Source organism: Hyphomonas sp. UBA3195 (genome assembly GCF_002366485.1).
Classification (GTDB): Bacteria; Pseudomonadota; Alphaproteobacteria; order Caulobacterales; family Hyphomonadaceae; genus Hyphomonas.
Genome location: NZ_DEXB01000003.1, coordinates 18,120 through 39,947 on the forward strand (window position 1 = coordinate 18,120; position 21,828 = coordinate 39,947).

Genomic DNA, 21,828 nt, shown 5'->3' on the forward strand with positions numbered 1-21,828 from the left:
TCTGCGAGCTGAGCGCCCTTCCGGGCGACGCGAGGGCAGGGCTTGCTTGAGGCAGGCCCTGCCCTACGCTTTTCAGGAAGGGAGAAAATGCCATGAACCTCGATTTCAGCCCGGAAACTGAAACCTTTCGGCAGACCGTCCGCACCTTCTTTGAAACGGACTTTCCGAAGGACATTCTTGAGAAAAACCGCGCAGGTCAGGCGCTGACAACAGCAGAGGTCCGAAAGTCGGAAATGGCGCTTGGCGCGAAAGGCTCGCTCGCCTCGGCATGGCCCGAAGAGTATGGAGGCCCCGGCTGGTCCGTCGAGGAACAATACGTCTTTGATGAAGAATTGGAGCGCGCTGGCGTACCAACCGTAACGCCCATGGGCGTCGTCTATGTCGGGCCTGTACTCTACACATTCGGGTCGGACGCTCAGAAGGAAAAATGGCTTCCTGGCATCCGCGACGGCTCGGTCGGCTGGGCACAGGGTTATTCCGAGCCGGGGTCAGGATCGGACCTCGCATCACTCCAGTTCAGTGCAGAGCTGAAAGAGGGCAATTATACGCTGAACGGTCACAAGATCTGGACCTCGGCCGCCCAGCATGCCGACTGGATTTTCCTGCTGACGCGCACCTCGAATGACGGCAAGAAGCAGGAAGGGATTACCTTCATCTGTTGCCCCATTGATGCGCCCGGCGTGACGGTGAAGCCGATCATCACGATTGATGGCAAGCATGTGCTGAACGAAGTTTTCTTCGACAATGTCACCGTGCCGGAAGAGTATCGCATCGGCGAAGAGGGCAAGGGCTGGACCTATTCGCAATACCTGCTCGGGTTTGAGCGCACCTCCTATGCTCGCATCGGCGGCAAACGGGCCATGTTGCGCCATGTGCGCGAGATCGCTCGCTCCTTGCCCGAGAGCGGCAATTACCGCCTGATCGATGATCCGGGCTTTGCGCAAAAGCTGACAGAGGCGGAGATGGCCGTCGATGGCCTGGAGATGACCGTCTTCCGCATCCTCTCCGCGCTCTCCGCAGGCGGATCACCGGGCGATGCCGCATCCACAGTCAAAATCCTGGCAACCACGACCCACCAGCAGATTACCGAACTGATGCTGGATGCCGTCGGCCATTTCGGACAGCCCTTCGGCAAGAGCGGAGATCTGCCCCCAAGCTTGCCAGCCCATGCCGCGCCCGACGTCGCGACATATTTCGGAGGGCGCGCCCAATCGATTTATGGCGGCACCAACGAGATCCAGCGCAACATCATCGCAAAAAAGGTGCTGGGCCTCTAAGGCCGGTCTGCTCAGAAGTCGTAGGCAATACCCTTGCGTTCCCAATCGCCATACCGGGTCGGCTCGATCTTGCGAGGGCCGCCACGCTCGTTCTCCGGCAGCTTAGAGACGTCCTCAGCCATCTCGATTCGACGCGCATCTGCTTCTTCCAGCGCGCGACGCGCCTCTGGTGTCAGGGTCTCGCGACGCGCAATTTCGGCCGCATCAGGAAAGTCCGGTGTGCTCATCTGCACTCCCCATTTCGTTAACAATCCCCATATAGGTTTCTGGGGAATTTAAACATCCCCCGACTGAAACCACTGGAGACGTGTCACCCATGGGTACCGCAAAAACCTTCATGTTACTGGCTGCGCTAACCGCGCTGTTCATGGCGGTCGGCTATCTGATCGGCGGTGTTCTCGGCATGGCAATCGCCTTTGTCGCTGCCGCTGGCATGAACGTATTTTCATGGTGGAATGCCGACAAGATTGTCCTGCGCATGCAGGGTGCCAAAGAGGTCACGCCGGAGACCTCCTCCCCCATGCTGCGCACATTTGCGGGTGATGTGGCCCGCATGGCAGAACGCGCTGGCCTGCCTGCGCCGCGCGTCTACATTATTGAAACACCGCAACCGAACGCCTTTGCGACCGGGCGCAATCCCGAAAACGCCGCCGTCGCCGCGACGTCTGGCCTACTCGGCTCGCTGACCCGCGAGGAAGTCGCAGGCGTCATGGCGCACGAACTCGCGCATGTGCAAAACCGCGACACGCTGACCATGACCGTTACCGCAACAATTGCGGGTGCGATCGGCATGTTGGCAAATTTCGCGCTGTTCTTTGGCCGCGAGCGGGCAGGCCTCATCGGCTCTCTCGCAATCATGATCTTCGCGCCGATGGCGGCCGCCCTTGTGCAGATGGCCATCAGCCGATCACGGGAATACGAGGCCGACAAGCGAGGCGCAGAGATTTGCGGCAATCCGCTCTGGCTGGCCTCCGCGCTTCAGAAGATCGAACGCGGTGCCCGCGCCTCGGTCAACATGGCGGCCGAGCGTAACCCCGCCATGGCGCACATGTACATCGCCAATCCCCTCAATGGACGCGGCGCCGACAATCTGTTCTCAACCCATCCGGCAACCGCGAACCGGATCGAGGCATTGCGCCGCATGGCAGCCGAGATGGGCGTCAGCTCCGAGACTGCGGATGCACCGCGTCGCCGGGCCGGACCGTGGGGCTGATCATGGCGCCAGACTCATGAGCGGCGCCCTGGCACGGCGCGCCGCAGCCGAATTGCTCATGCTGGCGCTGGACAGCCGCCGCACGCTGGACGAGGCGATGCTCAAATCTGACAACTTCAACGGGCTGGAAGGGCCAGATCGGGGCTTTGCCCGACTGATGGCGAGCGCCGCCCTGCGCGAACTTGGCCGCATCGATGCGGGTCTCTCACCCCTGCTGTCGCGACCACTCAACGCCACCAGCCCTGCCATTCGCGCCCTATTGCGCGTTGGCGTAGTGCAGCTTTGGCGGCTGGAAACACCACCTCATGCCGCTGTGTCGGAGACGGTTGAAGCGGCCAAGGGCTGGCCGGATGCGCGTTCGGGCGGAAGTTTTCTGAACGCCGTGTTACGGCGCGCAGCCGACACACCGCCTGACCTTGATGCAATGCCCGCGCGCCTGATCTGGCCGGATTGGCTGGCCAGCCGGTTCACGAATGATCTTGGCGCCGATGGCGCGGAACAACTTGCCACGCACCAATTGGACGAGCCGCCTATCTTCCTGTCTGCAAGGACCGACCCACGCGATGTTGCTAGTGCAACCGGTGGCGACCTATTGCCGACCGGTTCTGTCCGGCTGAACAGCGCGAATGTCGAGGCCCTGCCCGGGTTTGAAGCAGGCGGCTGGTGGGTTCAGGACGCCGCCGCTGCCCTACCCGCAAAACTGCTCAATGTGACCAGGACCGATCAGGTCGTGGATTTGTGCGCGGCGCCAGGCGGCAAGACACTTCAACTGGCGGCCACCGGTGCGAAAGTGACTGCCGTCGATCGGTCCAAGCCGAGATTGGAGCGCCTCAGGGAAAACCTTGCGCGAACGGGCTTGTCTGCAGACATCGTTGCGGCCAATGCCGATGAATGGCGCCCGGAGATTCCGGTGAACAGATTGCTACTGGATGCCCCTTGCTCCGCATTTGGCACCTTGAGACGTCATCCAGAGGGCGCATGGATCAAGCGAGAGGAAGAAATTGATCGCTTCCCGGCAGCGCAGACGCGCCTCCTGACAGCCGCCGCCGACATGGTCACGTCGGGCGGCATCGTCGTCTATTGCGTCTGCACCCCGCTTGACTCCGAAGGACGCAATATCGTCGATCAGGCGATTACGGCGGGGCTTTATTCACGTCAGCCTGTATCCGAAGCAGAAATTCCCGGTTTCGAGCATTGCCTGACGCCGGAGGGCGATCTGCTGACCCTGCCGCAAGACGGCGCGGGGCATGATGCCTTCTACATTGCGCGCCTGCAGCGGACTTGATCGATTTCAATCCGCGCATGGTTTTCAAGCGGTAAACAGACTTGCCACAAAAAGGTCTCGCAGAGTTCATCTGCCATTCAGGGCGAATTGTGCAATGATAACCCATCTAATGTGCAGGGAGCACTCAACATGATTACCGAATTTTCTCCCCGGAAAGTTGCTGCGGGCGCATTTGCTGCCCTCGCTTTGGCACTCACCGGATGTGCAAGCAATTATGGCGCTGGGACAGCCACGCCAGGTGCGGTCGGTCAGGCTTCTACCGTTTATACCGGTACAGTGACTTCGGTGCGCGCCGTAACGATCCAATCGGACCGGTCCCTGATTGGTACCGCAACAGGCGCCGTGTTGGGCGGTCTGGCAGGCTCCGAGCTAGGTGGCGGCGACAAGGCCCAGACTGCGGGAGCCATTGGTGGCGCCGTCATCGGCGGCATCGCCGGTAACGCAGCTGGCAAGGCCGTCGGCAAGCAACAGGGTTATGCCTACATTGTCCGTTTCTCGACGGGTGACGTGAAGGAAATCATTCAGGGCGCGGATGTCTATATCGCGCCAGGTACACCAGTCGATATCATTGCCGGGGCTGATGGTTGGAAACTGGTTCCGGCCGGCGGCTACTAGGCCCGATCTCTACACTTTCGGACAGCCGGCCACCTTGTGTGGCCGGCTGTTCCAGCTTAGGGATTGCGCATGCGCGACGTGTTGATTTCCCCCTCGATTCTCTCTGCAGATTTCTCTCGCCTTGGTGAAGAGATTGCCGCCATAGACCATGCTGGCGCAGACATGATCCATATCGACGTCATGGATGGGCATTTCGTGCCAAACCTGACCTTTGGCCCTCCGGTGATCGAAAAGCTCCGCAAATGCACGGATAAGCCGTTCGATGTGCACCTGATGATCGCCCCCGTGGACCCGTTCATTGCTGCCTTTGCGAAGGCTGGCGCAAACATCCTCACGGTTCATCCGGAAGCCGGACCACATATTCATCGCACGATTCAGGCGATTCGCGCTGCCGGCATGAAGCCGGGAATTGCCTTAAATCCGGGCACACCCGCCAGCATCATGGAGCCCATACTGGACGATATCGACCTGATCCTGGTGATGTCAGTCAATCCCGGTTTCGGCGGTCAGACCTTTATCGACAGCCAGTTGCGCAAGGTCGAACAGCTGCGCCAGATGATCGATTCGACGGGCCGGGACATCATTCTGGAGATTGATGGCGGCCTCAATTCGGAGACTGCCCCAAAAGCCATCGCTGCAGGTGTAAATGCGATTGTCGCCGGATCAGCCGTTTTCAAGGGCGGCGGGTCAGCCTATGCTGACAATATCAGGTCGCTCAGACCAAATCTAAAAGTATAGTTCTTGACGGAATGGACGGTGGACGTGGGAGGCGGAGATAGCGAAATCCTTGCTGACCGCACGAGAACCGGCGCAGATGACGCCGCTCTCTGGCGCAGGTTTCGTGGAGCTTGTGGCGATGATGCCAAAGTCGGTGTCCTGCAGCGCCTGAAGCTGTCTGGGCCAATTCCAGATGCGTTTTCCCATCATCTGACTCCCATTGTGCCGACGGATGACCGGCGCGGCGAAGCGCTGATGCAGGACATATGGCGCATCGGCATGGAGCGTCTGACCCTCGCGCCGGGCCAACCCCCATGGTCGAGTCCCCTTCCCTCCAAACACTTCGCCGATCGGCTGCATCGGTTTTCATGGCTGCCTGACCTGTTTGATCAGGGCGACCTTGGGGCAGAACGTGCCAGACGCTTTGTCGACGACTGGATCGAATCCCATGGAAGCTTCAATGGTTTCTCCTGGAGGCTGGCGCCTACCAGCGTGAGGTGTTGGAACTGGATGTTGTGCGGCGCGGCTCTTTTCGAATCAGGCTCCGCAGATGCCCAACGAACCCGGTCGGAATGCCTGGTTCGGCAAATCCGCTATCTTTCTGATCAAATCGACGCGGCAACCGATCCCAAAGCGCGCTGGTACGGTGCGGTCACAATCGTTGCAGGCGCATTGTGCATAGACCGCGCAATGAGCCTGGAGACCGCCCTCGCAAGACTGGACGCAGAATGCACGGCGCAAATCCTTCCCGATGGTGGGCATGTAAGCCGCAGCCCGTCGCGAAACCTGCGCGCTCTTGTGCATCTTCTGACGCTTCGGGACCTGTTCCGACGCGCTGGGCATCCGGAACCGGACTTCTTTGAGAAGTGGGTTTCACGGATGGGCGCAATGGTCGCTTTTTTTCGAGCCGGCGACGGCGCGCTCAGCCCGTTCAATGATAGCGACGAGGAGAGACCGGAAGTTGTCGAGGCGGCGCTCGCCCATTTGTCCTCTCCACCCCGCCGGTTCACTTTCGCGCCCAAATCCGGCTTTCAGAAGCTTGAAAAAAATAACCTTCGGCTGATCCTCGATTGTGGCGAAGCGCCCGAGCGCCCCTTCAGCGATTTTGCCCATGCAGGCGCGCTTGGATTCGAGCTCTCGGACGGACCAAGCCGTCTTGTTACGTCTTGCGGTTATAGCGCCGAGGTGAATGTGGACTGGCAAGCCGCCGTGCGGCGCACGGGAGCCCACTCCACACTGATCCTGGCGGGTCGGGACTCATCTACATTCTCACTGAATGACGAATCACGTCTACTTTCTGCCCATGGACCGGAAGGTATTTCGGCCAAGCGTTTGGAAGAGGGCGACGAGATATGGCTGGATGCGCAGCATGGCGGATACAAGGCACCGTGTGGATTGCTGCACCGTCGCCGCCTTTTCATGTCGGGCGATGGCCAGCGATTGACGGGCGAGGACTCCCTTGTGAGGCCAGTCTCCCAGCCACCGTCGGATGACCGGAAGTTCATTGGCTTTGAAATTCGCTTTCACCTACATCCAACGGTCACAGCGATCATGGGCCGAGATGCCATTCGTTTGGTGTGCGATGATGGTACGGTCTGGAAGTTCAAGACAAGCCATGAAGGTGCGCGCCTTGAACGTACAGTTTATCTTGCGCGCGGCGTGGTTGAAAGACCCGAGCAAATCGTTATGGCTGGTTTTGCAGATCCTAACGGGGACGGACAACAGCCGCCGAATTGTATTCGCTGGGCATTTCTGAAGGAAAGATCCGCATGACGCCAAAACAGGCCGCTCGACGCGCCATGACGCTGACCCTCGGGTTCGACATCAGCATCGCGATCATTGCCATGGCGTTTTCCGGATTACTGGTCTGGTCGTCCGAGGCGCCCCGCGCTGACTTGCCCTTCAATTCGATCGCCATCAGCACCGCCTTCTTCGCTGCAGCCGTCGCACTATCTTTCCTCGTGCTTGGCATCCAGAAGCAGGTCTGGCGTCATATGGGCTGGCCGGATGCGGTGCGGATTTTCCAGGGGGTTTGTCTTGCAGCCCTGATCTACTTGCCGGTCATGCTCATGTTGAACGGGTTGCTGGCCACGCCCTTCGCCACATTGAGCGTTGCGCTCATCTTGTGGACGCTTGGCCTGTTCGCCGGACGCATGTTCGCTCTCTCCCGCACGACACACGAGCCGTTTCAAATCTTCAGCCCGGTCGCCAAGAACGGTCAGCCGGTTCTTCTCGTTGGTGATTCGCAGAGCTGTGTTCAGGTCATTCGCCGCATCCAGTCATCGGCCCAAAGCAGCAAGATTCGCCTGCTCGGACTGGTCGACGTGGAGGCAACCGAGCCGGGCCGCGCCATTCGCGGCATTCCAATTCTCGGCTCTCTCGACGAATTGGGCGACCTGATTGAAGTGTTGACGGTGCGCTATAAACAAACGCCATGGGTGGCTGTGACGGGCGCTGCACGTAAACGCGAGACGACGATCCGGGTACTTGAGACCGCTTCTAATCATGGCGCCGAAATCATGGCGCTGAATCGGGATGAAACGGCACAAGTGCTGGAGCCCGTTCGCCCGTCCGACTTGCTGTCGCGCCCGGAACGTCATCTCTGCATCGAGCCGGTCCGCGCTCTTCTGAGCAATGCGAATGTCCTGGTGTCAGGTGGTGGCGGAACGATTGGCTCGGAGCTTACACGCCAAGTCGCGCGGCTCGAGCCTGCCTCTATTACCGTGTTCGATGCCTCAGAATTCAATCTCTACTCAATCGACATGGAATTGGCGGGCATCCTGCCTCCCAACCGGCGCACGGCCCGACTGGGCGATGTTCGCGATATGAACCGTGTCCGCGACGTGTTCACGCGCGCAAAGCCGGATGTCGTCATCCACGCGGCGGCGCTGAAGCATGTTCCCTTGATGGAACGTAACATTTGCGAAGCCATTCTGACCAATGTGGCGGGCGCAGTGAACGCGGCCAAAGCCGCAGCGGCAGTCGGCGCGAAGAGCTTTGTCTTTATCTCCACGGACAAAGCGGTCGATCCGGACAATGTCATGGGCGCCACCAAACGCCTGGCCGAGATGGCCGTATCTCGGGTTGCAGCGCAAACCGGCATGGCCGCGTCTATTGTTCGCTTCGGAAATGTACTTGGCTCATCAGGATCAGTGGTTCCCTTGTTCGAGCGCCAGATCGCGGCGGGCGGCCCTGTCACTCTGACTGATCCCGGCGTGACCCGATACTTCATGACCGTCGAGGAAGCCTCTTCGCTCGTCCTTCAGTCGGCCGCACTTCAGGATCGCACATCAGAAACCGGCCTCTACGTTCTGGATATGGGCGAACCCATGCCGATCCTGCAATTGGCCGAAACCATGATCCGCATGAAGGGCCTGGTTCCGGGTGTCGACATCAAGATCACCACGACCGGCCTGCGCGATGGCGAAAAGATGCATGAGGTGCTGACCTATGAGCATGAAGCCGTAGTCTCCACCAAAGTGGACGGCATCTGGCAGCTCGAAAACCTGCATGCGCCTTCCGAGCTTTTTGAAAAGCGGCTCGGGGAGCTGATCGAGGCGGCATCCCGGCGCGAACGCTCTGAAGCCCTTCGACTGTTGGGCGTTCTCGTTCCGGAATATGCCAGCGAGCGAGCCGAAAAGGCGCGACGCTGGAGCGCTTGACCCACGCCGCGGTCATGATACGCCCCGCGGCACAAGCATTCAGCCTGCGCCAAAGGAATTCTCAACATGACAGATGCCGCCACCCGCGGAGCTCCCGTTCGCATTCGCCGCGCCCTGCTTTCCGTGTCCGACAAGACCGGACTGGTGGAACAAGCTCAAAAGCTTGCCGCCAAAGGGGTCGAACTGGTCTCCACCGGCGGCACATCGAAACTTCTGAAAGAAGCCGGCCTGGATGTGAAAGATGTTGCCGACCTGACAGGCTTTCCGGAAATGATGGACGGCCGGGTCAAGACGCTTCACCCGGCGGTGCATGGCGGTCTGCTCTATCTGCGCGACAATCCCTCCCATGTGAAAGATGCCGAAACACACGGAATTGGCGCGATCGACCTGATTTATGTAAATCTCTATCCGTTTGAGGCGACGGTTGCCTCTGGCGCAAACTTCGACACTTGCATCGAGAACATCGATATCGGTGGTCCGGCCATGCTGCGCGCGGCGGCAAAAAATGGTGCCTTCGTCGCCGTCTGTACCGATGGCTTTGATGTCGACGCAGTGCTTGCTGAAATGGAGACAAATGATGGCCATGTCAGCGTCAGCCTCTGCCGCAAGCTGGCCGCGAAAACTTATGCCCGCACAGCGGCCTATGATTCCGCAATTTCCAATTGGTATGCAGACCAACTTGGCGAGAACGCTCCAGACTGGGCCAGCCTTGGGGGCAAGCTCCAGCAATCGCTGCGCTACGGCGAAAACCCGCACCAGAAAGCCGCCTTCTACGTGACCGGCGAGAAACGTCCCGGCGTGGCAACAGCAAAACAACTGCAAGGCAAGGAACTGTCCTACAACAACATCAATGACACAGATGCCGCCTATGAACTGATTGGCGAACTGGGTGATGAGATCCCTGCCGTCGCCATCATCAAGCACGCCAATCCATGCGCCGTCGCGCAAGGCCGGAGCATCATCGAAGCCTATCGTTCGGCACTGGCATGTGACTCGACTTCTGCCTTTGGCGGGATCGTCGCGCTGAACCGCCCGCTGGACGAAGCAACCGCTCAGGAAATTTCCCAGGTCTTCACAGAAGTCGTCATAGCACCCGGAGCAGATGCAGCCGCTGAAGCAGTGTTTGCCAAAAAGAAAAACCTCCGCCTCCTGATTACGGAAGGCCTGCCGGACCCGGCTTCGACTGGCCGGTTCGTCAAGACGGTCTCCGGTGGCTTCCTGATGCAGGATCGTGATTTTGGCCGCATCGGCAAGGCCGACCTGAAGGTCGTGACGAAGAAAGTCCCAACCGAGCAGGAATTGAATGACATGCTGTTCGCCTGGCGCGTCGCCAAGCATGTGAAGTCCAACACCATCATCTACGCCAAAGACGGCGCTACTATGGGTATTGGCGCAGGACAGATGAGCCGGATTGACTCCGCACGCATTGCCGCGCGCAAAGCAGAGGACGCCGCAGACATCGCAGGCTGGCCTGAGCCAAAGACCAAAGGATGCGTTGCCGCATCCGACGCATTCTTTCCGTTCCCAGACGGGCTGCTTCAGGCCGCTTCAGCGGGCGCAACAGCCGTCATTCAGCCGGGTGGATCGATCCGCGACGATGAAGTCATCGCCGCCGCCGACGAGGCTGGCCTCGCCATGGTCTTCACCGGTATGCGCCACTTCCGCCACTAGAGAAAGATCCATGATGAAGCGCCCACTACGCGCCAGCCTTGTCGTTCTGGCTCTGGCAGCCGCCTGCGGCCAGCCAGCAAAACAGGATTCGGACGCAGAATTCCTGTCTCGATTGACTGCCCTGTGCGGACAGGCTTTTGAGGGCGAGATTGTCAGCAAAGATCCAGAAGATGATGCATGGCGCACAGAGCGTATCGTCATGCATGTTCGGGATTGTTCTCCGCAGGAAGTCCGTATTCCGCTTCATGTCGGCGATGATCGCTCCCGTGTCTGGGTCCTCCACAGTGAGGGACCCCGCCTGGCCTTGCACCATGCGCACACGCATGAGGATGGCAGCCCCGATGAGGTCACATGGTATGGCGGCGCACGTAATGACCAGGCCAGCGCCAGCCGCATGGCCTTTCCGGCGGATGATGCCACGAAAGCCCTGTTCGATTCTGAAGGCATTCCCCAGTCAAAAGACAATACCTGGGCGATCGAGGTGCGTCCGTCAGACAATTTGTTCGCTTATGAGATGAAGCGCCCGAAACGCTTTTTCCGAATCGAGTTCGTTACTTCACAACCCGTTGCGCCACCTCCTGCGCCTTGGGGCAGTGAATAAGGATTCAGAGACGGAAGCTGCCCTCGATCACTGTTACTGCACGACCGACAAGCTTGGCGCGATCGCCTTCAAGACGCGTATCGATCTTTGCGCCCCGGCCCGGATAGGCTTGGTAGCAAGACATCTCGTCCAGACCAAATCGCTCGCTCATGACCCGCGCCAGCATCGTGTGCCAACTACCTGTTGCAGGGTCTTCATCGATTCCGCTTCCTGGCGCGAAGAAGCGGCTGGTTACGGTGACACGATCCCCGCCAGCGGCAAAGCACCCGAAATTCCCACGATCCCAGCCTTCACCCGGCGCGCCAAGATTTTTTAGCGCCTTCAGGTTCGGTTTGAGTGCACGTACGTCCTCGGGTGTTTCAAAGCGAGCCGCATAGAACATGCCGCCCCAAGCCTGAACAGGGCGCGTGCCAAGCGCATCCGCTACCTCATCCGTTACCGGAATTTCTTGAATGGGGGCCGATGGAAAGTCCATTTCCAATCGTCCATCTTTCAAACGCCGAACATGCAGGCGGCCGGACTTCATCGTGTCGAACGCAATTGCCTCACCGGTGTACCCAAGCTCCTGGTACAGCACATGTGCAGTTCCAAGAGTGGCGTGACCGCAAAGGGGAACCTCAACCGACGGCGTAAACCAGCGAAGCGTCCACACTCCCTCCCCCGCCGGAACGATATAGGCCGTCTCGGCGACGTTGTTTTCTGCCGCAATCGCCTGCAGGGTTTCATCCGGCAAGAATGTCTCCAGCGGCATGATGCACGCCTGGTTGCCTTCGAATGGCTTTGAAGCAAAGGCGTCAATTTGGTAGAACGGCAAAGTCGGCATGACAGAGTCTCCAATCAGGACGACTGAATGCCACGGGACGCGTACTTGGAAAAACGATGATTTCTGAACGGTCGTTGAGGCGGTCTATTCCTCGTCAAGTACCCAACCATGATGAACCGGACCATGGCCGGTCCCGAACCCCTTGGCCGCGCGAATCGCTCTCAGCAAGTATTCCCGGGCCTGTTCAACCGAGTCCGGAACACTTTTTCCTTGTGCCAGAAGCGCGGCAATGGCCGACGCCAGTGTGCAACCCGTTCCATGGGTCGAACTCGTCTCGATCCTGCGGCTTTCAAACACCCATTCACCCGTCGTCGTCTGCAACACATCCGTGATGACATCTCCGCCAATATGCCCGCCTTTGACCAGCGCGCCATTCGCACCAAGTTCCAGCAGGGCCTCAGCGGCACGGCGCTGGCCACTGACCGTATCCACCGCCTTCCCGGTCAATACTTCCGCCTCGGGGGCGTTGGGCGTCACGAGGCGCGCGTTCGGGACAAGTTCGGACCGGATCGCCTCAACCGCTTTTGCGTCAACCAACCGGTCACCCGATGTCGCGACCATGACAGGGTCGATGACACGCGGCACCAATTGAGCACGCTCCGACAACAGTTCCGCAACCGCTTCGACCAAAGGGGCGGACCCCAGCATACCAGTCTTGATTGCGTCGGCGCCGATGTCCGCAAGCGTGACCCGCATCTGCCCGATCACGCCCTCAAGGGGCACTGGCCACACGCCATGTACGCCGCGCGTATCTTGCGCTGTGATGGCGGTGATGGCGGTCATCGCATAACCGCCAAGCATGGTGACCGCCTTGATATCAGCCTGAATACCCGCACCACCGCCGGAATCAGATCCGGCGATAATGAGGACGCGGCCTTGAGGGCCGTCTGGCATTGCCATGTCGATCAGACCTTGATGCCGGCCTTCGCTGCGTCAGCCAGGAAGGTTTCCAGACCCTTGTCGGTCAACGGATGCTTGACGAGGCCCTTGATGACAGATGGCGGCATGGTCGCCACATCTGCGCCAGCCAGCGCCGATAGTTTGACGTGATTGGCTGTCCGGATCGACGCAGCAAGAATTTCCGTATCAAACAGGTAATTGTCATAGATCTGGCGAATATCAGCGATCAGCTCCATGCCGTCGACATTGATGTCGTCGAGACGTCCGATGAAAGGCGAGATGAATGTTGCGCCGGCTTTGGCCGCCAACAGCGCCTGGTTAGCCGAGAAGCAAAGCGTGACATTGACCATCGTGCCGTCATCCGACAGCGTCCGGCAGGCCTTCAGGCCTTCCAGCGTCAGCGGAAGCTTTACGGCAACGTTGTCAGCGATCTTCGCCAATTTACGGCCTTCAGAGATCATCCCGTCATAGTCGGTCGCAACAACTTCCGCGCTGACCGGGCCGGGTACGATCTCGCAGATCTCCTTGACGACATCCGCGAATGGGCGGCCCGACTTCGCGATGAGTGACGGGTTGGTGGTAACCCCGTCAATCAGTCCGGTCGCCGCCAGTTCAGCAATATCGCCAGTGTCTGCGGTATCTACGAAGAATTTCATGTTCAGGATCCTGTTTGCCTAAGCGCCTCAGATAGACGGGCGACCGATGGATGTATACTTGAAACCACGAGCCGCCATGTCGTCCGGTGAATAGATGTTCCGGAGGTCTACCACAATGTTTGTGCTGAGGGCTTCCTTGATTCTTTCAAAATCCAATGCGCGGAACTGGTCCCATTCAGTGATAATCACCATCGCGTCGGCATCCTGAACGGCGTCATACGCGCTCTTTGCGAATTCGATATCGCTCAGCAGATGCGCTGCTTCATCCATAGCTTCCGGATCATATGCCCGGATCTTGGCACCGGCCGCTTGCAGAGCCGGAATGATGTCCAGGCTTGGCGCGTCGCGCATGTCATCCGTGTTTTGTTTGAACGCGAGACCCAGCACACCAATTGTCTTGCCGTTCACGTCGCCGCCCATGGCCGCAATGACCTTCTCGGCCATTGCCTTCTTGCGCGCCGCGTTCACCTCAACCACCGTATCGACGATGCGAACGGGAGAATTATGGTCGTTGGCCGTCTTGGTCAGCGCCAGCGTGTCTTTCGGGAAACAGGACCCCCCATAGCCGGGACCGGCATTCAGGAATTTCTTGCCGATCCGACCATCCAGGCCAATTCCGCGAGAGACCTCCTGAACGTTCGCGCCGACTTTTTCGCAAAGATCCGCCATCTCATTGATGAAGGTGATCTTCACAGCGAGGAAGGCGTTGGCGGCGTATTTGATCAGTTCAGAAGTACGCCGGGCCGTAAACAGAATCGGCGTCTCATTCAGGAAGAGTGGACGATAGAGTTCCTGCATGACTTCACGGGCGCGATCATCATCGGTTCCAACAACCACACGGTCGGGAATCTTGAAGTCCTTGATCGCCGCGCCTTCACGCAGGAATTCAGGATTGGACACGACAGCAAATTCGCCATCAGGGCGCTTCTTGCGGATGATTTCCTCAACTTCATCGCCCGTACCGACCGGAACAGTCGATTTGGTGACGATCACGGTGAAGCCATCCATGAGTTCGGCGATCTCTTCAGCCGCCGCGTAGACATAGGACAGGTCTGCATGTCCATCGCCGCGCCGTGAGGGCGTGCCGACCGCAATGAAGACGGCGTCCGCATCACGGATCGCATCCTTGGCTTCGGTCGTGAAGAACAGGCGCTCTTCCTTGACGTTCTTCTCAACCAGGCTGTCGAGCCCGGGCTCGAAAATCGGCATGATGCCGGCTTCCAGCTTTTCAATCTTGGATGCATCCTTGTCGACGCATGTTACAACGTGCCCAAAATCGGCAAAACAGGCTCCGCTGACAAGGCCGACATAGCCCGTTCCAATCATCGCAACGCGCATGAAAAATCCTCACAAGATACTAGTGTCTTCGCGGCAGGGGGTGCGATTTTTATGCCAGTTGGTCAAGGGGCTGAGTGTGCCATTCTGGCCAGTTCACCAGAGGGCACTTCCCACCGGCCCACGCGGGTTGCTGCGAGACATTATGCCCGGTTAAAATGGATCAGGCCCGCTCCGGGCGATACAGGCCTGATCATGTTCTAAAGAGTTTCCCTTGGCAGAACGGGATCAGATTTCCTGATTGTATGCTCCGACTTCCGGATGCTTGCCGAGGCGCGGCTTGATTTCCTTGTGGAAGAGGCCCCGCATATCATCGGCGCTCGTCATGGATTCAACCACCACAACCAGTTCCGGCTTGTTGGAGGACGCACGTATAAGAACCCAGGACCCGTCTTCCAGTGTCACACGGGCACCATTGACAGTATTCACGTCAATGACTTTCCGACCAAGGATTTCAGTACCGTTCAGGCCTTCATATTCTGCGACCATCTTGTCAACGACACCATATTTGGTTTCATCATCGCAATGCGGTGACATGGTGAGCGAAGTATAGGCAACGCCCAGCTCCCCCTTCATATCGGCCATTGTCTTGCCCGGATTGCGATCCAGCATTTCGAGAATGGCCTTCGCCGCAACCAGCCCATCATCATAACCAAGCCCAATTGGAGGCTGGAAGAAGAAATGACCGGACTTTTCAAAACCTGCCAGCGCGCCCAACTCATTGGTGCGGCGCTTGATGTAGGAATGGCCGGTCTTGTAGTAATCGACCGTCGCACCGTTTTCCTTCAGCACGGGATCGGTCTTGTAGAGGCCGGTTGACTTCACATCGACGACGAAAGTCGCGTCCTTGTAGAGTTTCGACAAATCGCGCGCCAACATCAGGCCGATCTTGTCAGCAAAGATTTCCTCGCCTGTATTGTCCACAACACCACAGCGGTCGCCATCACCGTCAAAACCGAGCGCGACATCTGCGCCAAGATCTTTCACGGCCTTCGACATTTCATGCAGCATTTCTGCATCTTCCGGGTTGGGATTGTATTTCGGGAACGTGTTGTCGAGGTTGCAGTCCATCTCGACAACTTCTGCGCCCATCATACGCAACGCATCCGGCGCAAAAGCGCCCGCAGTGCCATTGCCACACGCCGCAATCACCTTGATCGGACGACTAAGCTTCGTATCGCCAACGACTGCCTTGATATACTTGTCCCGCAAATCATCGACCCGGAAATGACCGCCGCCCGCACGGGGCTGAAACTCGCCACCCATGACGATTTCTTTCAGGCGGCCCATCTCAACTGGTCCGAATGTCAGCGGCTTGTCGGCCCCCATCTTGACCCCGGTCCAGCCATTTTCGTTGTGGCTCGCTGTCACCATGGCACAGCAGGCTGCATCCAGCTCGAACTGGGCCCAATACACCATTGGCGACAGGGCGAGGCCCACATCCAGTACTTCACAGCCGCCCTGCACCATGCCGAGAATAAGCGCGTTCTTGATCGGCTGACTGATCGAGCGGAAATCATGCCCGGTCACTACTTTGGGCTCGACCCCCAATTCATGGAACAGCGTTGCCATGCCGAGGCCCAGCGCCTGAACACCGGTGAAATTCAGTTCCGGTGCCTTCTCCTTACCGATTCCGTTGAACCACCAACGCGCATCATATTCGCGAAAGCCTGTTGGCTTCACCAGCGGCAGGGTCTCGAACTCCAGCGTGTTTGGCTTAATGTCAGCCAGCGGTTTGGGCATCATATGCGTACGTCTCCGAAGATTTTGTGCGTCCCTACAACACGAATGTGTCACTTCGACAAAGAGTATGCAGGTTTCGCGCCACAGGGGAAACCTGCGAGTTTCAAGGGCGGATGCCCCCTGCCCCCGCTCAGGACTGAGTCAGGAACCGGGCGATCCAGCGTCCCAAACGCTGATTGTCGAGCGGTTGTTCCAGCGACCCGATCGCCATTTCGACAGCGTTTTCGGCCAGCGGACGCCCCTTTCGGATCGTGTAGAGCGCGGCCGAATAGTCAGCATCAAATTCCGGATGACACTGAAATGAAATGGCCGGTGTCTTGCCATACTCTATTGCCGCAAATGGCGTGAAATCCGACCGCGCCAGCACGCTGGCACCCGGCGGCAATTCAACGACCTGATCCTGATGGCTGACCGGCACGGAAATCGTTGCCGGGCAGTCGCCCCCCATCCAGTCGGGACATGCTTTCACATCATAGGAATGCCGACCGATCCCCCAGCCCTTGGGAGATTTGATGACCTTTCCGCCCAATGCCTCCGCCATGATCTGATGACCGAAACAGATACCGATTTGTGGCACGCTGGCTGAGGCCGCATCCCGGATGAACTGCATCAGCGGCGCGATCCAGTCATAGTCATCATACACGCCCGCAGGAGAGCCCGTGATGAGGATCGCCTCCAGCCCGGCGATATCAGGTAAAGGCTCTCCCTGAATGACCGACACGGTTTCATACTCGATATCCGGGTCTGCGGCAGATATCAGGTTCCGGAACATCTCCGGATAATCCGCAAAATCCGCCCGGATGGGTTCAGGCACGAGCCCGGTCTCGATAATGGTGAGTTTCATGAAGGCTCAGTTTGGCAAGACATTGGGAGCCGAGGGACTGATTTGTTGTGTATCAATCCAGTCATCGATGCGCACTTCCAGCACATCGAGGGGTACAGCGCCCTCTGCAAGCGCCGCATCATGAAATGCGCGTAGATCGAAATCCTCACCCAGTTCAAGTTCCGCCTTGGCCCGCAGCTCCCGGAATTTTAGCTCGCCCACCTTGTAGGCAACCGCCTGCCCCGGCCAGCCGATATAGCGTGTCACCTCCGTCTGGATGTTCAGCGGGGCGAGCGCGGAATTCTCAATGAAACACGCTTCGGCTTGTGACCGTGTCCAGCCATACCAGTGCAGGCCCGTATCCGCGACAAGCCGGCAAGCCCGCCACATTTCATAAGACAGCGCGCCGAAGCGTTCATAGGGCGTGCGATAGATCCCGGCTTCGCCCGCGATTCGCTCGGCATAGAGACCCCAGCCTTCACCGAAGGCTGTCGCATAATAGTTCTTCCGGAAGTCCGGCTGGTCCGACATTTCCTGGGCCAGCGCAATCTGAAGATGATGGCCAGGAACGGCCTCATGCGCAGACAAGGCGGGCAATTCATAAAGGGGTCTTTGGTCGAGGGCATAGGTATTCACAAGGTAAATGCCGGGGCGCCCCTCTTCCGGGTCGCCCGACACATAACGGCCGGTCGTATAGCCCGGCGCGATCGAATCTGGCACGGGCTGGACCTCAAATTCCAGCTCCGGAAGCGTCCCGAAATAATCCGGCAAACTGGCGCGCAAGCGTGAGGAGATTTCTTCGGCAGCCTCCATCAGCTCATCGGCAGACTGGGCGTAGAATTGCGGATCGGTCCTCAGATAGGTCAGGAAATCCTCAAAGCTGCCTTCAAAGCCGATTTCTGCGATGATTTGTTCCATCTCGGAGCGGATCCGCGCGACTTCCGACTGGCCAAGAAGATGGATCTCTTCCGGACTGTAGCCCGCCCCGGCCGTGTAGTGTTCAACCGCCGCAGCATAAACCTCGCGTCCATTCTCGAGATCTGCGATTCCTGCACCCTGACGCAGATACGGCCGGTACTCGATTTCAAGGAAGCGCAGGACATCCAGATAGGCGGAAATGGCACGAGCGGTCGCCCGAAGGCCTTCCGCCCTGAGACGCGCAGCGATTTCGGGGTCCATGTCTTCCGGTAGAGCCTTGAACGGCGCGTACAGGCCGCTTTCAGACGCATCGTCCATGATCTGTTCCCGGATCTGGTCGATCACGGTTTCAAGGGGATCCCGGTTGGCGGTCCACCCGGTTTCGATCCCGCGCCTCATATTCTCGATATTCTCGGCGAAATAGCGTGGCACGTCGTTCAGGCGTGCAATCCAGGCCTCGGCGGATTCCACGCTGTCGATATCTGTCCGCATTGCGGCAAAGACAGGTTCGGCCTGAAAACCCCAGTCACCCGTAAACGGGATGCGGGCCGAATCAGTCTCCGTCCAGTTGATGTCCGATTTCAACAGGCGAATCAGGATCGCCTGATCAATGACATGCTCGGTTTCAGCTTTTTGCACATCTTTCAGAAGGGCCCGCGCGGCGTCCGTTTGGGCAGCAATAGAGGTCGGCCGAACATCCGCCCAGCGATCTGGCGCGCGATTCTCTTCCCGTGCTGCATCTTCAGGACTGACGGCGTCCACATAAGACTCATAGGCTGGAATCAGCGCGTCGAGCGGATCTGCAGCAGCTCCCAGTGCCAGCACAGCTGTGAGCGCCCCTGCGGCAAGTGCAAAAAGAAAAGGTTTCATATTGTCGCTCCCTAGCCCTGTGGCGTTGACAGGACCATAGAGAAACCTAGAACCCAAGCCAAAGCGTTCATTGCAGGCAAGCAAGGTCATCCCTCATGGCAAGCACTTCCCGGGCAGATCCTCGCCCATTGTCGCCACATCTCCAGATCTGGCGTTTCCACATTACGATGGCCGCGTCCATCACCCACCGAATTACCGGCACAGCCCTGTATTTCGGAAGCTTTCTTATCACCGCCTGGATCGTCGCGCTCGCGACAAATGCCGAATGGTATAGTGTGATCGAAAGCGTCATCTCAGCCTGGTATGGTCAGGTCATCCTGTTCCTGTGGGCTGTCGCGGTACTCTATCATTTCGCGAATGGCATCCGTCACCTGCTCTGGGATGGGCCGCATATCGGATTTGACCCCAAAACAGCCAGCACCGTGTCGGTGTTTATCTATCTTTTCGCCGTTATTGGCGCTGCGGCCATCTTCGCCGCAACGACCTGGCTTTAGGGGGCGACGGACATGTCTTCACACGATTTCATTACGCCAGCCAAAATGGCTCGTGGCCTCGGCTCGGCCAAGTCCGGCACCGAAACCCATATTCGTCAGCGCGTGTCCGCGATCGCGCTGATATTCCTCGTACCGTGGTTCGTCTACTCCATCATCAACGCGATGAGCGGCGATATCGTTGACGCTCAGGCATGGGCCGCCAAGCCCTGGAACGCCATCCTGCTGATTCTGACTGCCGGCGCGGCGTTCTTTCACATGCGCATTGGTATGCAAGTGGTGATCGAGGACTATATCGCGAAGACAGGAACCAAGTCGGCCCTGCTCATCCTGAACAGCTTTGCGTGCATCGCGCTGTTCGTGACGGTGGCCCTGTCGGTTCTCAAAATCTGGATTGGCGCGGGCGTCTAGCCTCGCGGGAGAAACATAAGATGAGCAATTATACCTGGACCGACCATACATATGATGTCGTGGTTGTTGGCGCCGGCGGCTCTGGCCTCCGCGCAGCTTTGGGCGCCGCACAGGCAGGCCTGAAAACGGCCTGTATCTCCAAAGTCTTTCCAACGCGCTCCCACACGGTGGCTGCACAAGGTGGCATTGCCGCCTCGCTCGGCAATATGGGCGAGGATGACTGGCGCTGGCATATGTACGACACGGTCAAAGGGTCAGACTGGCTTGGCGATCAGGACGCCATCGAATATCTTTGCCGTGAAGCGCCCGCTGCGGTTTACGAGCTTGAGCATTGGGGCATGCCCTTCTCGCGAACAGAGGAAGGCAAGATCTACCAGCGCGCATTCGGCGGCATGACACGTGATTTTGGTCAGGGCCCTGTCCAGCGGACATGTGCTGCGGCTGACCGTACCGGTCACGCCATGCTGCACACACTGTATGGTCAGTGCGTCAAGGAAGAGACCGAATTCTTCATCGAATATTTTGCGCTCGACCTCATCATGGATGAGGAAGGCGCTTGCCGAGGTGTCACCGCGTGGAAACTCGATGACGGCACGCTGCACCGCTTCCGCGCGCAGAAAGTCGTGCTTGCGACCGGCGGGTATGGCCGCGCCTTCTTCTCCTGTACCTCGGCTCACACATGTACGGGTGACGGCAATGCCATGGTGCTGCGCGCCGGCCTGCCATTGCAGGACATGGAATTCGTCCAGTTCCACCCAACCGGTATCTACGGCTCCGGCTGCCTGATCACTGAAGGCTCGCGCGGCGAAGGCGGTTACCTGACCAATTCCGAAGGTGAGCGCTTCATGGAGCGCTATGCCCCGTCAGCAAAAGACCTCGCGTCTCGCGACGTGGTCTCCCGTGCCATGACCATGGAAATCCGCGAAGGCCGCGGTGTCGGTGCGGAGAAGGATCATATCCACCTCCATCTCGAGCATCTCGGCGCGGAAGTCCTGGCGGCCCGCCTGCCGGGCATCTCCGAGACGGCGAAAATCTTTGCTGGCGTGGACGTCACGAAAGAGCCGATCCCGGTGCTTCCGACCGTTCACTACAATATGGGCGGCATCCCGACCAATTATCACGGCGAAGTACTGACCAAGAAGAATGGCGACCCGGATTCGGTTGTGCCTGGCCTGATGGCCGTCGGCGAAGCGGCCTGTGTCTCCGTGCACGGCGCCAACCGCCTCGGCTCCAACTCGCTGATCGACCTTGTCGTGTTCGGCCGCGCTGCGGGCCAGCGCTGTGGCGCCACCACGGAAGCGGGCGCAACCCAGCCGGAATTGCCGAAGGGCGCAACCGACAGCCACCTCGCGCGCCTTGACCGCCTGCGCAACGCAACGGGCGACCAACCCGTCGCAGCCCTCCGCCTCGAAATGCAAAAGGGCATGCAGAACAATTGTGCTGTCTTCCGCACCGGCGATGTCCTGAAGGACGGCGTCGATGCCATCGAGGAAGTCTACAAGAAAGCGCCCGGGATCGACGTGAAGGACCGCGGCATGGTCTGGAATACGGATCTTGTTGAAGCCCTCGAGTTCGACAATTTGATCGCGCAGGCTGCTGTCACCGTGAACTCTGCAGCCAACCGTCAGGAAAGCCGCGGCGCGCACGCTCGCGAAGACTTCTCGGAGCGCAACGACGAAACGTGGATGAAACACACGCTGGCTTGGTGCGATGAGGCCGGCAAGGTCACGATCGACTATCGCGAAGTGCACAATTACACGCTTTCAAACGAAATCAGCTACATCGAGCCCAAGGCCCGGGTTTACTAGGACATCAAG

General features: G+C 58.8%; 20 protein-coding genes. 12 read left to right on the forward strand and 8 right to left on the reverse strand.

Translation table 11 applies throughout. The features are described from left to right. The first annotated feature begins 92 nt into the window (after positions 1–92). A complete protein-coding gene (locus B2344_RS01185; RefSeq protein ID WP_290484496.1) occupies positions 93–1,277 on the forward strand; it encodes an acyl-CoA dehydrogenase family protein in 1,185 nt (394 codons plus the stop codon). A gap of 11 nt (positions 1,278–1,288) precedes the next feature. Here the strand turns inward: B2344_RS01185 and B2344_RS01190 are convergent, their stop codons facing one another. Beyond that, positions 1,289–1,504, reverse strand: coding sequence for a DUF1674 domain-containing protein (locus B2344_RS01190; RefSeq protein ID WP_206991524.1), 216 nt, complete (start codon positions 1,502–1,504; stop codon positions 1,289–1,291). Positions 1,505–1,593: 89 nt separating this feature from the next. On the opposite strand from B2344_RS01190, the gene htpX reads away from it, so the two are divergent. The 8 genes from htpX (at position 1,594) to B2344_RS01230 (ending at position 11,041) form a co-directional block, all read left to right on the forward strand. Then, the gene (gene htpX / locus B2344_RS01195; protein ID WP_290484497.1) at positions 1,594–2,490 is read left to right on the forward strand and encodes a zinc metalloprotease HtpX; all 897 of its coding nucleotides are present in this window, start codon (positions 1,594–1,596) and stop codon (positions 2,488–2,490) included. Between the two features lie 16 nt (positions 2,491–2,506). Beyond that, positions 2,507–3,775: an RsmB/NOP family class I SAM-dependent RNA methyltransferase gene (locus B2344_RS01200; protein WP_290484498.1), complete on the forward strand. Its 1,269-nt coding sequence runs from the start codon at positions 2,507–2,509 to the stop codon at positions 3,773–3,775. Between the two features lie 129 nt (positions 3,776–3,904). Further along, positions 3,905–4,390, forward strand: a complete 486-nt coding sequence (locus B2344_RS01205) for a glycine zipper 2TM domain-containing protein (protein WP_290484499.1) — start codon at positions 3,905–3,907, stop codon at positions 4,388–4,390. A gap of 69 nt (positions 4,391–4,459) precedes the next feature. Beyond that, positions 4,460–5,128, forward strand: coding sequence for a ribulose-phosphate 3-epimerase (gene rpe, locus B2344_RS01210; protein ID WP_290484500.1), 669 nt, complete (start codon positions 4,460–4,462; stop codon positions 5,126–5,128). A 3-nt stretch (positions 5,129–5,131) separates the two neighbouring features. Continuing rightward, positions 5,132–6,880: a heparinase II/III family protein gene (locus B2344_RS01215; RefSeq protein WP_290484501.1), complete on the forward strand. Its 1,749-nt coding sequence runs from the start codon at positions 5,132–5,134 to the stop codon at positions 6,878–6,880. Then, complete coding sequence (locus tag B2344_RS01220; protein WP_290484502.1) at positions 6,877–8,769, forward strand: polysaccharide biosynthesis protein; 1,893 nt, start codon at positions 6,877–6,879, stop codon at positions 8,767–8,769. The genes B2344_RS01215 and B2344_RS01220 overlap by 4 nt, the downstream gene beginning before the upstream one ends. A gap of 66 nt (positions 8,770–8,835) precedes the next feature. Beyond that, complete coding sequence (purH, locus tag B2344_RS01225) at positions 8,836–10,440, forward strand: bifunctional phosphoribosylaminoimidazolecarboxamide formyltransferase/IMP cyclohydrolase (protein ID WP_290484503.1); 1,605 nt, start codon at positions 8,836–8,838, stop codon at positions 10,438–10,440. A gap of 10 nt (positions 10,441–10,450) precedes the next feature. Continuing rightward, positions 10,451–11,041 carry a hypothetical protein gene (locus B2344_RS01230; RefSeq protein WP_290483119.1) on the forward strand — a complete coding sequence of 197 codons (591 nt, stop codon included), beginning with the start codon at positions 10,451–10,453 and terminating at the stop codon, positions 11,039–11,041. 4 nt (positions 11,042–11,045) lie between these two features. Here the strand turns inward: B2344_RS01230 and B2344_RS01235 are convergent, their stop codons facing one another. The 7 genes from B2344_RS01235 to B2344_RS01265 all read right to left on the reverse strand — a co-directional run bounded on the left by B2344_RS01235 (position 11,046) and on the right by B2344_RS01265 (position 19,109). Next, positions 11,046–11,864: a PhzF family phenazine biosynthesis protein gene (locus tag B2344_RS01235; protein WP_290484504.1), complete on the reverse strand. Its 819-nt coding sequence runs from the start codon at positions 11,862–11,864 to the stop codon at positions 11,046–11,048. Positions 11,865–11,948: 84 nt separating this feature from the next. Beyond that, positions 11,949–12,764 (reverse strand): bifunctional hydroxymethylpyrimidine kinase/phosphomethylpyrimidine kinase, encoded by an 816-nt coding sequence (gene thiD / locus B2344_RS01240; protein WP_290483121.1) that lies wholly within the window; start codon positions 12,762–12,764, stop codon positions 11,949–11,951. Positions 12,765–12,769: 5 nt separating this feature from the next. Next, positions 12,770–13,420 carry a fructose-6-phosphate aldolase gene (fsa, locus tag B2344_RS01245; RefSeq protein WP_286852210.1) on the reverse strand — a complete coding sequence of 217 codons (651 nt, stop codon included), beginning with the start codon at positions 13,418–13,420 and terminating at the stop codon, positions 12,770–12,772. A gap of 27 nt (positions 13,421–13,447) precedes the next feature. After that, the gene (locus tag B2344_RS01250) at positions 13,448–14,758 is read right to left on the reverse strand and encodes a UDP-glucose dehydrogenase family protein (protein ID WP_290483122.1); all 1,311 of its coding nucleotides are present in this window, start codon (positions 14,756–14,758) and stop codon (positions 13,448–13,450) included. A 225-nt stretch (positions 14,759–14,983) separates the two neighbouring features. Then, on the reverse strand, positions 14,984–16,498 hold the full coding sequence (locus B2344_RS01255; RefSeq protein ID WP_349679769.1) for a phosphomannomutase/phosphoglucomutase: 1,515 nt from the start codon (positions 16,496–16,498) through the stop codon (positions 14,984–14,986). A gap of 130 nt (positions 16,499–16,628) precedes the next feature. Beyond that, positions 16,629–17,342, reverse strand: coding sequence for a type 1 glutamine amidotransferase (locus B2344_RS01260; RefSeq protein ID WP_290484506.1), 714 nt, complete (start codon positions 17,340–17,342; stop codon positions 16,629–16,631). 6 nt (positions 17,343–17,348) lie between these two features. Further along, positions 17,349–19,109 (reverse strand): DUF885 domain-containing protein, encoded by a 1,761-nt coding sequence (locus B2344_RS01265; protein WP_290484507.1) that lies wholly within the window; start codon positions 19,107–19,109, stop codon positions 17,349–17,351. Between the two features lie 95 nt (positions 19,110–19,204). Here B2344_RS01265 and sdhC point away from each other — a divergent pair, with 95 nt between their 5' ends. The 3 genes from sdhC to sdhA are packed head-to-tail and all read left to right on the forward strand — an operon-like array spanning position 19,205 to position 21,819. Continuing rightward, positions 19,205–19,603 carry a succinate dehydrogenase, cytochrome b556 subunit gene (gene sdhC / locus B2344_RS01270; RefSeq protein WP_206991536.1) on the forward strand — a complete coding sequence of 133 codons (399 nt, stop codon included), beginning with the start codon at positions 19,205–19,207 and terminating at the stop codon, positions 19,601–19,603. A gap of 12 nt (positions 19,604–19,615) precedes the next feature. Further along, positions 19,616–20,011, forward strand: a complete 396-nt coding sequence (gene sdhD, locus B2344_RS01275; protein ID WP_290482832.1) for a succinate dehydrogenase, hydrophobic membrane anchor protein — start codon at positions 19,616–19,618, stop codon at positions 20,009–20,011. Positions 20,012–20,031: 20 nt separating this feature from the next. Then, on the forward strand, positions 20,032–21,819 hold the full coding sequence (gene sdhA / locus B2344_RS01280; protein ID WP_034814806.1) for a succinate dehydrogenase flavoprotein subunit: 1,788 nt from the start codon (positions 20,032–20,034) through the stop codon (positions 21,817–21,819). Positions 21,820–21,828 lie beyond the last annotated feature (9 nt).

Bases quoted from the DNA above. Each gene is read 5' to 3' on its own strand.
- B2344_RS01200 (WP_290484498.1), top strand. From the start codon at position 2,507: ATGAGCGGCGCCCTGGCACGGCGCGCCGCAGCCGAATTGCTCATGCTG.
- sdhD (WP_290482832.1), top strand. From the start codon at position 19,616: ATGTCTTCACACGATTTCATTACGCCAGCCAAAATGGCTCGTGGCCTC.
- purH (WP_290484503.1), top strand. From the start codon at position 8,836: ATGACAGATGCCGCCACCCGCGGAGCTCCCGTTCGCATTCGCCGCGCC.
- B2344_RS01250 (WP_290483122.1), bottom strand. From the start codon at position 14,758: ATGCGCGTTGCGATGATTGGAACGGGCTATGTCGGCCTTGTCAGCGGA.
- B2344_RS01265 (WP_290484507.1), bottom strand. From the start codon at position 19,109: ATGAAACCTTTTCTTTTTGCACTTGCCGCAGGGGCGCTCACAGCTGTG.
- B2344_RS01220 (WP_290484502.1), top strand. From the start codon at position 6,877: ATGACGCCAAAACAGGCCGCTCGACGCGCCATGACGCTGACCCTCGGG.
- fsa (WP_286852210.1), bottom strand. From the start codon at position 13,420: ATGAAATTCTTCGTAGATACCGCAGACACTGGCGATATTGCTGAACTG.
- B2344_RS01260 (WP_290484506.1), bottom strand. From the start codon at position 17,342: ATGAAACTCACCATTATCGAGACCGGGCTCGTGCCTGAACCCATCCGG.
- thiD (WP_290483121.1), bottom strand. From the start codon at position 12,764: ATGGCAATGCCAGACGGCCCTCAAGGCCGCGTCCTCATTATCGCCGGA.
- htpX (WP_290484497.1), top strand. From the start codon at position 1,594: ATGGGTACCGCAAAAACCTTCATGTTACTGGCTGCGCTAACCGCGCTG.
- B2344_RS01255 (WP_349679769.1), bottom strand. From the start codon at position 16,498: ATGCCCAAACCGCTGGCTGACATTAAGCCAAACACGCTGGAGTTCGAG.
- sdhA (WP_034814806.1), top strand. From the start codon at position 20,032: ATGAGCAATTATACCTGGACCGACCATACATATGATGTCGTGGTTGTT.
- rpe (WP_290484500.1), top strand. From the start codon at position 4,460: ATGCGCGACGTGTTGATTTCCCCCTCGATTCTCTCTGCAGATTTCTCT.
- B2344_RS01190 (WP_206991524.1), bottom strand. From the start codon at position 1,504: ATGAGCACACCGGACTTTCCTGATGCGGCCGAAATTGCGCGTCGCGAG.
- B2344_RS01230 (WP_290483119.1), top strand. From the start codon at position 10,451: ATGATGAAGCGCCCACTACGCGCCAGCCTTGTCGTTCTGGCTCTGGCA.
- B2344_RS01185 (WP_290484496.1), top strand. From the start codon at position 93: ATGAACCTCGATTTCAGCCCGGAAACTGAAACCTTTCGGCAGACCGTC.
- B2344_RS01235 (WP_290484504.1), bottom strand. From the start codon at position 11,864: ATGCCGACTTTGCCGTTCTACCAAATTGACGCCTTTGCTTCAAAGCCA.
- sdhC (WP_206991536.1), top strand. From the start codon at position 19,205: ATGGCAAGCACTTCCCGGGCAGATCCTCGCCCATTGTCGCCACATCTC.
- B2344_RS01205 (WP_290484499.1), top strand. From the start codon at position 3,905: ATGATTACCGAATTTTCTCCCCGGAAAGTTGCTGCGGGCGCATTTGCT.